Annotated in this window: 13 protein-coding genes; 5 read left to right on the top strand and 8 right to left on the bottom strand. The window is 70.4% G+C overall.

What is annotated here, in order from left to right:
• Positions 1–377: 377 nt before the first annotated feature.
• Both GA0115259_RS06755 and GA0115259_RS06760 read left to right on the top strand, forming a co-directional pair.
• Entirely contained in the window at positions 378–872 is a 495-nt protein-coding gene (locus tag GA0115259_RS06755; protein WP_093592289.1) for a DUF3145 domain-containing protein, read from the top strand.
• Between the two features lie 33 nt (positions 873–905).
• Entirely contained in the window at positions 906–1,781 is an 876-nt protein-coding gene (locus GA0115259_RS06760) for an NAD(P)-dependent oxidoreductase (RefSeq protein ID WP_093592291.1), read from the top strand.
• A gap of 96 nt (positions 1,782–1,877) precedes the next feature.
• Here the strand turns inward: GA0115259_RS06760 and fabF are convergent, their stop codons facing one another.
• The 5 genes from fabF to GA0115259_RS06785 form a co-directional block, all read right to left on the bottom strand.
• Complete coding sequence (gene fabF / locus GA0115259_RS06765) at positions 1,878–3,140, bottom strand: beta-ketoacyl-ACP synthase II (RefSeq protein WP_093592294.1); 1,263 nt, start codon at positions 3,138–3,140, stop codon at positions 1,878–1,880.
• A gap of 87 nt (positions 3,141–3,227) precedes the next feature.
• Positions 3,228–3,479, bottom strand: coding sequence for an acyl carrier protein (locus tag GA0115259_RS06770; protein ID WP_046502803.1), 252 nt, complete (start codon positions 3,477–3,479; stop codon positions 3,228–3,230).
• A gap of 66 nt (positions 3,480–3,545) precedes the next feature.
• Complete coding sequence (locus tag GA0115259_RS06775; protein WP_093592297.1) at positions 3,546–4,547, bottom strand: ketoacyl-ACP synthase III; 1,002 nt, start codon at positions 4,545–4,547, stop codon at positions 3,546–3,548.
• 12 nt (positions 4,548–4,559) lie between these two features.
• Positions 4,560–5,501 carry an ACP S-malonyltransferase gene (locus tag GA0115259_RS06780; RefSeq protein WP_093592300.1) on the bottom strand — a complete coding sequence of 314 codons (942 nt, stop codon included), beginning with the start codon at positions 5,499–5,501 and terminating at the stop codon, positions 4,560–4,562.
• A gap of 89 nt (positions 5,502–5,590) precedes the next feature.
• Positions 5,591–6,790: a PucR family transcriptional regulator gene (locus tag GA0115259_RS06785; protein ID WP_093592304.1), complete on the bottom strand. Its 1,200-nt coding sequence runs from the start codon at positions 6,788–6,790 to the stop codon at positions 5,591–5,593.
• 141 nt (positions 6,791–6,931) lie between these two features.
• Here GA0115259_RS06785 and GA0115259_RS06790 point away from each other — a divergent pair, with 141 nt between their 5' ends.
• Complete coding sequence (locus GA0115259_RS06790) at positions 6,932–7,603, top strand: pirin family protein (RefSeq protein ID WP_176732459.1); 672 nt, start codon at positions 6,932–6,934, stop codon at positions 7,601–7,603.
• 46 nt (positions 7,604–7,649) lie between these two features.
• Here the strand turns inward: GA0115259_RS06790 and GA0115259_RS06795 are convergent, their stop codons facing one another.
• Positions 7,650–8,468 carry a serine hydrolase domain-containing protein gene (locus tag GA0115259_RS06795; RefSeq protein ID WP_093592307.1) on the bottom strand — a complete coding sequence of 273 codons (819 nt, stop codon included), beginning with the start codon at positions 8,466–8,468 and terminating at the stop codon, positions 7,650–7,652.
• 193 nt (positions 8,469–8,661) lie between these two features.
• Between GA0115259_RS06795 and GA0115259_RS06800 the strand changes: the two genes are divergently transcribed.
• Positions 8,662–9,126 (top strand): MerR family transcriptional regulator, encoded by a 465-nt coding sequence (locus tag GA0115259_RS06800; RefSeq protein WP_093592310.1) that lies wholly within the window; start codon positions 8,662–8,664, stop codon positions 9,124–9,126.
• Between the two features lie 6 nt (positions 9,127–9,132).
• Positions 9,133–10,149, top strand: a complete 1,017-nt coding sequence (locus GA0115259_RS06805; protein WP_093592313.1) for an aldo/keto reductase — start codon at positions 9,133–9,135, stop codon at positions 10,147–10,149.
• A 22-nt stretch (positions 10,150–10,171) separates the two neighbouring features.
• On the opposite strand, the gene GA0115259_RS06810 is transcribed toward GA0115259_RS06805, so the two are convergent.
• Positions 10,172–11,059: a DUF4429 domain-containing protein gene (locus tag GA0115259_RS06810; protein WP_176732460.1), complete on the bottom strand. Its 888-nt coding sequence runs from the start codon at positions 11,057–11,059 to the stop codon at positions 10,172–10,174.
• A gap of 154 nt (positions 11,060–11,213) precedes the next feature.
• On the bottom strand, positions 11,214–12,038 hold an 825-nt coding region (locus tag GA0115259_RS06815; RefSeq protein WP_093592322.1), incomplete at its 5' end, for an alpha/beta hydrolase.

Genomic DNA, 12,038 nt, shown 5'->3' on the forward strand with positions numbered 1-12,038 from the left:
GGCCGTGACGGCGGCGAGCCCGGCGCGCGGGCGCCGGGCGCGCGGGCCCGTACGCCCGCGAGCGCCACTCCGAAGGCTCTTGCGCATGAACGGCCCCTCCCCGTTGGCTCCTCTGAAGAAGACTGGCGTCCTCAGGCGTCCGGCGGCGTCCTGCCGAGTGAAAGCTTCGCGCATATCGGGCCCGGGACCGACCGTACGTCACCCCGGGCACCCCGCCGCACGGTAGCTTTTCCCACGTCGAACCAGAGGCGCCCTTATCTCTCGGCTCCGGTAAATTACATCACGTCACATGCTGTCCCTTTTGCGGAGTTTCACTCCCGATGCTGTTTACTGAGGCCGCTGGGAAAGGCGAACCTCGTCCCACACTGGAGGTCCCGGTGACGACACGTGGAGTTCTGTACATTCACTCCGCACCCCGCGCGATGTGCCCCCACGTCGAATGGGCGGTGGCCGGAGTACTCGGTCTGCGGGTCCAGCTCGACTGGATCCGCCAGCCCGCCTCGCCCGGCACCTGGAGAGCGGAAGTCTCCTGGAAGGGCCGGCCCGGCACCGCGTCCAAGCTCGCCTCCGCGCTGCGCGGCTGGCAGATGCTCCGCTTCGAGGTGACCGCGGAGCCCTGTCCCACCGCCGAGGGCGAGCGCTACAGCGCTACGCCCGACCTGGGAATCTTCCACGCCGTCACCGGTATGCACGGCGACATCCTGGTCCCCGAGGACCGGCTGCGCGCCGCGCTGGCCCGCTCCCAGCAGGGCGAGACCCAGCTGGAGGCGGAGGTCGCCAAACTGCTCGGCAAGCCCTGGGACGACGAGCTGGAGCCGTTCCGGTACGCCGGCGAGGGCGCTCCGGTCCGCTGGTTGCATCAAGTCGTATGAGCGGACGGGCCCGCCGCGTCCTACGGTGGTCCCATGGCTGATCAACTCGCAGTAGCTGTCCTCGGTACGGGCATCATGGGCGCCCCGATGGCCCGTAACCTCTGCCGCACCGGACATGACGTCCGGGTCTGGAACCGCACTCCCGCCAAGGCCGAAGCCCTCGTCGCCGACGGCGCGCGGGTCGCCGCGACTCCCGCCGAGGCCGTGACCGGCGCGGATGTCGTGCTCACCATGCTGTACGACGGATCCGCCGCCCTGGAGGCCATGACGGCCGCGGGGCCCGGTCTGCGGCCCGGCGCCATCTGGCTCCAGTCGACCACCGCCGGTGTCGAGGCGATCGCCCCGATGGCGGATCTGGCCCGTCAGCAGGGACTGGTCTTCGTGGACGCGCCCGTGCTCGGGACGAGGGCGCCCGCCGAGAGCGGACAGTTGCTGATCCTGGCCGCGGGCCCCGAGAAGGCCCGCGCGCCGCTCGCCTCCGTGCTCGACGCCATCGGCGGCCGTACGGTCTGGCTGTCCGAGGACGGGGGCACCGGCGCCGCCAGCCGGCTCAAGCTGGTCTGCAACAGCTGGGTCCTGGCGCTCACCGCCGGAACGGCCGAGGCGCTCGCGCTGGCCAAGGGACTGGACGTGGATCCGCGGCACTTCCTGGAGGCCGTCTCCGGCGGTCCGCTGGACTGCGGCTATCTGCACGCCAAGGCCGACGCGATCCTCAAGGGCGACTACAGCCCGAACTTCACGGTCATCACGGCGGGCAAGGACGCCCGGCTGATCGTCGAGGCGGGCGAGGGCCACGGCGTACGCCTGGACCTCGCGGAGGCCGGCGCGGAACGTTTCCGCCGTGCGGAGGCACAGGGCCACGGCGACGAGGACATGGCGGCGACGTACTTCGCCAGCTTCGACGCCTGACCGGCGCTGTCCTGACCGGCGCGATTGACCGGCGCCGTCCGGCGCGATCAGCCCAACGGGCGCGTGCGTTCTCGCACGCGCCCGTGATCAGCGCGTTCAGATCGTACGGAGCGCCAGTACCACGTTGTGGCCGCCGAAGCCGAACGAGTTGTTGATCGCCGCGATGGTGCCGGTGGGGAGCGCGCGGGGGGTGTCGCGCACGATGTCCGCGTCCACCTCCGCGTCGAGGTCGTCCACATTGATCGTCGGCGGTGCGACGCGGTGGTACAGCGCGAGAACCGTGGCCACGGTCTCGATACCGCCCGCGCCGCCCAGCAGATGACCGGTCATCGACTTCGTGGCGGAGACGGCGACATGGTCCAGATCGTCGCCCAGGACCCGGCGCAGCGCCTTGACCTCGGCGACATCGCCCTGTGGTGTGGAGGTCGCGTGCGCGTTGAGGTGCATGACCTCGGACGGCTTGAGATCCGTGTTGTCCAGCAGATTCTCCATGGCCTTCGCGATACCGCGGCCGGTGGGCTCGGGCTGGGCGATGTGATGGGCGTCGGAGGACAGTCCCTGGCCGAGCACCTCGCAGTAGGCCCGCGCGCCGCGCGCCGCCGCGTGCTCCGCCGACTCCAGGACGACGACACCCGCGCCCTCGCCGAGGACGAAGCCGTCACGGGCCGTGTCGTACGGGCGGGAGGCCTTGGTGGGCTCGTCGTTGTTCTTCGACATCGCCATCATGTTGGCGAACGCGGCGATGGGCAGCGGGTGGATGGCCGCCTCCGTACCACCGGCGACGACGACATCGGCGCGGCCGGTACGGATCATCTCCACGGCGTAACCGATGGCTTCCGCGCCCGACGCGCAGGCCGAGACCGGTGTGTGCACGCCCGCGCGGGCACCCACTTCCAGACTGACGTTGGCGGAAGGGCTGTTCGGCATCAGCATCGGCACGGTGTGCGGAGAGACACGGCGCTCGCCGCGCTCCTTCAGCACGTCGTACTGGTCGAGCAGGGTCGTGACGCCGCCGATGCCGGAGGCGATCACGGTGCCGAGGCGGTCCGGGTCGACGGCGGTGTCCTCGCCGGCCTTGGCGGTGTAACCCGCGTCCGCCCAGGCTTCCCTGGCCGCGATCAGCGCGAACTGCGCCGAGCGGTCCAGCCTGCGGGCGAGTGGACGGGGCAGTACATCGCCCGGGTCGACCGCCGCCACGGCGGCGATACGGACCGGCAGGCCGACGTAGCGCTCGCCTTCGAGAGGGCGGACCCCGGAGCGGCCCGCGAGCAGACCGTCCCAGGTCGAGGCGCTGTCGCCACCCAGTGGTGTGGTTGCGCCGATACCGGTGACGACCACGGTGCGATTGGTCGAGCTCACTGGAATTCTTTCTCCACGTGTAGAGGGTGCTGAATTTTTACGGCGCCACCACCGGGTGGCGGATGCCGCGCGATCCGGTCAGGCGGGTCAGGCGGCCTGGTGCTTCGCGATGTAGTCGGCGGCGTCGCCGACCGTCTTCAGGTTCTTCACGTCGTCGTCCGGGATCTTGACGTCGAAGCGCTCTTCGGCGGCGACGACGACCTCGACCATGGACAGCGAGTCGACGTCCAGGTCGTCGGTGAAGGACTTGTCCAACTGGACGTCCTCGACCGGGATACCGGCGATCTCGTTCACGATCTCGGCGAGACCGTCGACGATCTCTTCCAGGGTGGCGGCCATGTGGGCGCTCCTTCGATTGTACGCAGAGGGATATATCGGAACACGCTCCGGAAAGATCCGGTGTGCCTAGGGGAGGGTAACGACCGTCGCGGCATAGACGAGACCCGCCCCGAAGCCAATGACGAGCGCGGTGTCGCCGCTCTTCGCCTGCCCGGTCGCCAGAAGCCGCTCCATCGCGAGCGGGATCGAGGCGGCCGAGGTGTTGCCGGTGGTCTCGACGTCACGCGCGACCGTGACGCTGTCCGGCAGCTTCAGAGTCTTCACCATCGAGTCGATGATCCGCATATTGGCCTGGTGCGGAATGAAGACATCCAGGTCTTCCGAGCTGATTCCGGCCGCGTCCAGCGCCTGCTGGGCGACCTTCGCCATCTCGAAGACGGCCCAGCGGAAGACGGCCTGGCCCTCCTGCGTGATGGCCGGGAACTTCTCCACCGTGCCGTTGCGGTAATCGTCCCACGGCACGGTCTGCTTGATGGTGTCGGACTTGTCGCCCTCCGAGCCCCAGATCGTCGGCCCGATCATCGGCTCCTTGGCCGGACCGACCACGACGGCGCCCGCGCCGTCGCCGAACAGGAACGCCGTCGCGCGGTCCTCCAGATCGGTCAGATCGGAGAGCCGCTCCACACCGATCACCAGGACATGGTGGGCCGAGCCCTCGACGACCATGCTCTTGGCGAGCGTCAGCCCGTAACCGAAGCCCGCGCATCCGGCGGAGATGTCGAACGCGGCCGGCTTGCCCGCGCCGATCCGGTCCGCGATCTCGGTCGCGATGGCCGGAGTCTGCTTGAAGTGCGAGACGGTCGAGACCACCACGGCGTCGATCTGCTCGGGCGTGATCCCGGCGTCGGCGATCGCCTTGCCGGACGCCTCGATGGACATCGCGGCGACCGTCTCCTCGGGCGAGGCCCAGTGGCGGGTGGCGATTCCGGAGCGGGAGCGGATCCACTCGTCGGACGAGTCGATCGTCTCGAGGATCACCTCGTTGGGCACGATCCGGGTCGGGCGGTAGCCTCCCACGCCCATGATGCGCGCGTACGGGGCGCCCTTGCTGGGCTTGATCTTCGACATGCTCTCTGGCTCCTATTCAGCCGTGGAGGAGTGCTCGGCGATCAGCGTGCGGGCCGCGTCGAGGTCGTCGGGGGTCTTCAGCGCGAGGGTCTTGACTCCGGGCAGGGCCCGCTTGGCGAGACCCGTCAGGGTGCCGCCGGGGCACAGCTCGATGAGAGCGGTCGCACCGCGCTCCTGGAAAGTCTCCATGCACAGGTCCCAGCGGACCGGATTGGCGACCTGACCGACCAGGCGCGTCACGATTTCGGCCCCGGTGGAGACGGCCCGTCCGTCCCGGTTCGAGACGTACGGCACGGCCGGATCGGCGACGACGAGCGATCCGGTGGCCACTTCGAGCTTCTCGACGGCGGGCGCCATATGGTGCGTGTGGAATGCTCCGGCGACCTTGAGCGCCACCACCCGGCGTACGCCCTCGGGCTTGTCGGCCTCCAGCGCGGCGAGTTGGTCGAGCGTGCCCGCGGCCACGATCTGGCCCGCGCCGTTCACATTCGCGGGCGTCAGACCGAGCTTCTCCAGATGCGCGACGGTGGTGTCGGGATCGCCGCCGAGGAGCGCCGACATGCCGGTCGCGGTGATCCCGGCCGCCTCGGCCATCGCCAGACCACGGGCCCGTACGAGCTCCAGGGCCGCTTCGTCGGAGAGCACACCGGCCAGCGCCGTGGCGGCCAGTTCACCGACACTGTGGCCGGCCGTGGCGCCCACCTCGCGCGCCATGTCCACGGTGTCCGGAAAGAGCTGACGGGCCGACAGCAGAGCCGCCGCGACCAGCAGCGGCTGGGCCACCGCGGTGTCCCGGATCTCGTCCGCGCCGGCGTCCGTGCCGTAGTGGACCAGATCCAGGTCGATGGCGGCCGACCACGCCCGCAGCCGGTCTTCGGCACCGGGCAGTTCGAGCCAGGGAGTCAGGAAGCCGGGCGTCTGAGCGCCTTGGCCGGGAGCGACGAGTACGAGCACTCTCACACTCTCTCTTGTGGACGGGCCATATCGCCCGTGAGGACAAGGACGAAGAACCGTCAGGGGAATTGTTGGAGTACGACAAAAGCCTAAGTCTGGGGGTCTCCGTCGGCCAGGCGCCCCAGGATGAGTGCGATCCGCAGCGTGAAGGCGGATCTGACATCGGACGGTGACCATCCGGTGACGTCAGTCACACGTCGGAGCCGGTAGCGCACGGTGTTGGGGTGAACGAAGAGCATCCGGGCGGCGCCCTCAAGACTGCTCGCCTGCTCCAGATAGACACTCAGAGTCTCCAGCAGCGCCGACCCGGCTTCTTCCAGCGGTCTGTAGATCTCCTCCACCAACTGCTCACGCGCGGCGGGATCCGAGGCGATGGCACGCTCCGGCAGGAGATCGTCGGCGAGGACCGGACGCGGCGCGTCCTGCCAGGCGAAGCACGCCTTGAGCCCGGCCGCCGCGGCCTGGGCCGACTTGGTCGCGGCCAGCAGATCGGGCACCACCGGGCCCGCGACGACCGGGCCCGCGGCATACGGGCCGATCAGCGCCTTGGCGACCTGGAGCGGATTGTCGCTGCCGCCCGCGATCACCACGAGCCGGTCGCCCAGGACTCCGGTGAGCACCTGGAGCTTGGCGTGCCGGGCGGCCCGTCTGATCGCCTCGACGGTCAGTTCGCTGTCGCCGTCGGGAGCGGTGCCGAGCAGCACACAGACATGTTCGGGAGAGTTCCAGCCGAGGGCGGCGGCCCGGGAGACGGCGCCCTCGTCGGCCTCACCGGAGAGCACGGCGTTCACCACGAGCGACTCCAGCCGGGCGTCCCACGCGCCACGTGCCTCGGCGGCCTGGGCGTACACCTGGGCGGTGGCGAAGGCGATCTCGCGGGCGTAGACGAGCAGCGCCTCGCGCAGCGCGGACTCGTCGCCGGGCGCCGCGACCTCCTCGATCGCCGTCTCCATGACCTCGATCGTGGTCCGCACCATCTCGACGGTCTGGCGCAGGGTGATGGCCCGGGTCAGCTCGCGCGGAGCGGTGCCGAAGACATCGGTGGAGATGGCCTGAGGAGTCTCCGGATGACGGAACCACTCGGTGAACGCGGCGATACCGGCCTGGGCGACCAGCCCGATCCAGGAACGGTTCTCCGGCGGCATCGCGCGGTACCACGGAAGCGTCTCGTCCATGCGGGCGATGGCGTTCGCGGCGAGCCGTCCCGAGGACTGCTCCAGCCTGCGCAGTGTCGCGGGATGCGGATGGGGTTCGTTCGAGGGTTCAGGCACGGGACAAGAGTGCCTCATCAGGGCGGCGGTCCGGGGGCCCGGGGTCGGAGGGTGTCCTGGCGACCGTGCCAGGCCGGCCGACGGAGGGACGGCACCCGGACCGGTCCCGGACCGCTCCCGGACCGGTCCGATCCGCGGGAAACCGCCTACCGTTGAGCCGTGATTCTCGTGAGGCACGCAGCGCAGCGTCATGTCGGCGGTGACCCGGGCGCGGGCATCGAGTCCCTGCACGCCTTCTCGTTCGGGCGCTTCTACGATCCGGACAATCTTCGCTTCGGCGCGGTCCTCGCCTGCAACGAGGAGCGGCTCGCGCCGGGCGCCGGATTCGGTGAACATCCGCACAGCCATACGGAGATCGTCACCTGGGTCGTGGAGGGCGAGCTGACGCACCGGGACTCGGCCGGGCACGACACGGTCGTCCGGGCGGGCGACGTACAGCGGCTCAGCTCGGGCGGCGGCGTACGGCATGTGGAGCGCAACGACGGTACGGTCCCGCTGGTCTTCGTACAGATGTGGCTCGCGCCACTGGAGCCGGGCGGCGAGCCCGCGTACGAGATCGTCCGGGGCATCGCGGACTCCACGCCGTACGCCCTTCCGCAGGCCGGCGCGATGCTGCATGTACGGCGGCTCAAGGACGGCGAGCGCTCCGCCGTGCCGGACGCGCGCTTCGTCTATGTCCATGTGGTGCGGGGCGGCGCCCGGCTGGACGGCGACGGCGGGACGGGCAGGCAACTGGCGCCCGGCGACTCCGCGCGTATCACGGACGCCAAGGGCCTGGAACTGACCGCGGGCCCTGCGGCGGAGGTGCTGCTCTGGGAGATGTCGGGCTGAGCGGCCCGGTGGCCCGGCGCTGGGCCCGGCGCTCAGACCGTACGGATCAGGCCGTACGGAGCTCGGTGAGTATCGCGTCGGTGAAGGGCGGCCAGGCCTCGACCGCCCAGGGCCCGAAGGGCCGGTCGGTGAGCGCCACACAGGCCGCGCCCGCGTCCGGGTCGATCCACAGGAACGTACCGGACTGGCCGAAGTGCCCGAACGTACGCGGCGACGATGAAGCGCCCGTCCAGTGCGGTGACTTGGTGTCCCGGATCTCGAAGCCGAGACCCCAGTCGTTGTTCTTCTGATGGCCGTAGCCGGGCAGCACACCGGAGAGCCCCGGATGGACGACGCTCATCGCCTCCAGCACCGTGCGCGGGTCGAGCAGCCTGGGCGTCTGGACCTCCGCGGCGAACCGCACCAGATCGTCGACCGTCGAGACGGCGTCCCTGGCCGGTGATCCGTCGAAGGAGGTGGAGACCATGCCGAGCGGTTCGAGGACCGCCTCGCGCAGATAGTCGGCGAAGGGTATGTCGGTGGCCTTGGCGACATGCTCGCCGAGTACCTCGAAGCCCGCGTTCGAGTAGAGCCGACGGGTGCCCGGCGCGCTGGTCGCGCGGTGCTGGTCGAAGGCGAGCCCGCTGGTGTGCGCGAGCAGATGGCGGACGGTGGAGCCCTCGGGCCCGGCCGGCTCGTCCAGCTCGACGGCGCCCTCCTCGTACGCAACCAGCACCGCGTACGCGGCGAGCGGCTTGGTCACGGAGGCGAGCGGAAAGCGGTGCGAGGTCGGGCCGTACGCCCCGACGACGGTGCCGTCCGCCCGTACGACGGCGGTCGCCGCGGTCGTCACCGGCCAGTTCTCGATCAGCGCCAGGCTCTGCATGGCTAGAGCGTAGAGGACTCAGAAAGTCAGCCTCATGGAGGGATCGGGCGTACGGACGAAGCCCAGGGAGGCGTACAGCGGCTCGCCCTCGGTACTCGACCGTCCCGGTCGCGCAGTCTCGGCCACGGCGCCGGGAAACTCCTGTCATTTTCCGCTTGCTTCGAGTGCACTCCAAGGATCTAGCGTGGGCGGTATGACGCTGATCGAGAGCAGTCCGGTATCGACCGATCGCCTGGACGCGTGTGTGGCGGCGCCCCGCCGGCATCCGCGTCCCCATGGTGAGGACCGCTACACGATCAGCGAGGTCGCCGCCTTCACCGGACTGACCGCGCACACGCTGCGCTGGTACGAGCGGATCGGGCTGATGCCGCATGTCGACCGGTCGCACACCGGGCAGCGGCGGTTCAGCAACCAGGATCTCGACTGGCTCGCCTTCGTCGGAAAGCTCAGACTGACCGGGATGCCCGTCGCGGACATGGTCCGGTACGCCGAGCTGATCCGGGTGGGCGAGGAGACCTTCGAGGAGCGGCAGGAACTCCTGGCGCGGACCCGGCGCGATGTACTGAACCGGATCGCGGAACTCCAGGACACCGTCGCCGTGCTCGATCACAAGATCAGCTTTTACGCGGACGCCCGCAGGGCGTCGGAGAGGGCCTGAAACCCGATGAGTGAGAGCAGGATCGAAAAGGTACGGCTCGGGACCGGCGGCCCGGAGGTCGGCGTCCAGGGGCTCGGCTGCATGGGCATGAGCTTCGCGTACGGGCCGACGGACCTGGACGAGGCGCGCGCCACCCTGGAGCGCGCCCTGGAACTGGGCGTGACTCTGTACGACACGGCGGACGCCTATGGCGCGGGCGAGAACGAGAGGTTCATCGCGCCGTTCGTCCGGGCGCACCGCGACGAGATCGTCGTGGCGACGAAGTTCGGGCTCGCCATCGACCCGGCCGACCGCACCAAGCGCATCATCCGTAACGACGTGCCGTATATCCGTCAGTGCGTCGAGGGAAGCCTCGAACGCCTCGGCGTGGACGAGATCGACCTCTATTACATGCACCGGCGCGATGTGAACGTCCCCATCGAGGAGACGGTCGGAGTGATGGCCGAGCTCGTGGCCGAGGGCAAGGTCAAGCACCTCGGGCTCAGCGAGGTCACCAGCGGTGAGCTGCGCGCGGCCCAGGCGGTGCACCCGATCGCGGCCGTGCAGTCCGAGTGGTCGCTCTTCAGCCGGGACATCGAGGCGAAGGTCGTACCGGCCGCCGTCGAACTCGGCGTGGCGCTCGTGCCGTACTCGCCGCTCGGCCGCGGCTTTCTGACCGGCGCGTTCGTCAACGCCGACCGGGAGCTGGGCGACGACGACTTCCGCCGCCAGCAGCCGCGTTTCACCGGCGAGAACGCCGCCGTGAACGCCGCGCTGCTGGAGCCGGTGCGCGAGATCGCCGAAGGGCGCAACGCCTCGCTCGGGCAGATCGCGCTTGCCTGGGTGCAGCAGCGGGCGGCGGTGTACGGGCTGCCCGTCGTACCGATTCCGGGGACGCGGAAGCGGAGCCGGGTCGAGGAGAACGCGGCGGCCACGCGGCTGGTTCTGAGCGAGGACGAGCTGCGGTCGCTGGAGCCGATCGCGGGCCAGGTGGCCGGCGGCCGGTACGCGGACATGACGTTCACCTCGGCGGGGCGGGAGTAGCAGGTAGCTGCCGCTGCCCGCCTCACAGCTCCGCCAGGAGTTCCGCCTTCTTCGCCGAGAACTCCTCGTCCGTCACCAGTCCCGCCTGGTGCAGCTCGCCGAGATGGCGGATACGGTCGGCGACATCCGCCGGGTCGCGGCGTATCGACGCCACCGCCGGGACCGTCACCGAGGCGCGGCTCGGTGACGCTTCCTGGACGGCCGCGAGGACGGCCGCCGCGAACGGGAGCGACTCGTGCACCGGGCCGTAGCCGAGACCGAAGACGACCGCCGCCGGATCGTGGTCCGCCCGGGCCGGCTGCGGCAGTCCCGTACCGGTTCCGTCGCGGCGCAGCAGGCGCAGATAGCCGTCGAACAGCTCCGGCGAGCGCCATTCGACGCCGTGCAGCTCTCCGACCGGCAGATTCTGGTCGCCCGCCTTCCACTTGGTGGTGGAGGCGCCCGTAGAGAACCAGCGGAAGGACACCCGGTCCCCGTCGAAGAAGGCCTTGCCGTCGAACGCCTTGAAGTGCAGCGGAGGCGCGGGCGCGGCCACCAGGTAGCGCTCGGCGGGCTCCTGCATGTCCCGGGCGCCGCGCGCCAGCGCGGCCCGCAGTCCGTCGGCGTAGTACTCCGCGAGGGAGTCGCGCTCGGCGGGCAGCACCAGCCGGTAGGGATCGCCGCTCTCCCTGAGCTGTCCGGCCGCCGCCTCCACGAGCGGATCGGCTCCGGCTCTCGGCACGGCGTGCAGCACCACCGTCCCGCGCTTTCCGGGAGTGAGCGTCACCGATGACAACGCCTCATGAGGGATACGGCGTTCACCGAGCGCCTGGAACAGCTTCGGCGTTCTGATCCCCCGTTCGAAGCGGACGAGCACGGAGTCGCTCTCGAACTCCCAGGTGGCATGAATCCCCGCGAGCACATCACCCATGTGCTTCATCGTAGGCGGCGTGCGCCCATGAGTCGCCTGCCCCAGCGCACGAATTCTACGCGCGTGGGCCCTCTTCGGACGCTCCGTGCGCCGTGCGTACGCCGTGCCCGGCCGACACGCGACCCGCGCGTCGGCCGGGCATGCACCGCGTGCGTCAGGCCTGGTCCGTTCCGCTCCCGCCGTTGTCCGGGATTCCGCTCACACAGCCGCCGTCGCCGTCCGCGCAGCTCACCGCGGTGTACGAACCGACGCCGATGTCCGCGAAGTTGTCGAGGCTTTCGGTACCCGGTTCGAAGTAGCCGCTGTGCCCGGCCGCGCCGGCCGCCGAGAGCACCCGCGCCCCGAAGGCCCGCGCCATCGGGTCCGCGCCATGACCGAGTCCGCCGACCGCCATGTACGGCACGTCCTCGATCCAGTCGTCACGGTCCCGCATGGCCCACACATGGGCGTCCGTACGGAGCTGTGCCGCGTTCCGCACCCGCATCCCGGGACTGCCCGCGACCGCCACATCGCTGACCCGGGCGGGCAGGCCGCGTGCGGCGACTCCGCACACCACGGAGCCGTAGCTGTGGCAGAAGAGCGAGATCCGGGACGTGCCCGGCAGCGCGCGGGTCAGCGCGGTGAGCCGCACGGCGCCCTCCTCGGCGAGCTTGCCGATCGCCGCGTCCATGCCGAGTCCGGCGGGCGAGGTGTAGTCGGCCCAGGCGATGACGGCCGTCCGCGCGTCGGGATCGGCGGACCGCTCGGCGGAGTACAGCGATTCGGCCATGCCCACCGGCGCCGTGTACCAGCGCTCCGTCCGCTCGAACGTCAGCATGTGTGTGTCGACGCCGGGCACGACGACCGAGACGCGCTGGGCGCGTTCGAGATCGCCGAACACCTCCGCGGCCCGGCCCTTCCCCGACGGATCGAACGCGAGGATCTGCCGGTCCCCGCCGAGCATCGACTCGTAACGGTGCATACGGCGGCCCGCCCGCCG

It is taken from the genome of Streptomyces sp. MnatMP-M17, assembly GCF_900091995.1.
Taxonomy (GTDB): Bacteria; Actinomycetota; Actinomycetes; order Streptomycetales; family Streptomycetaceae; genus Streptomyces.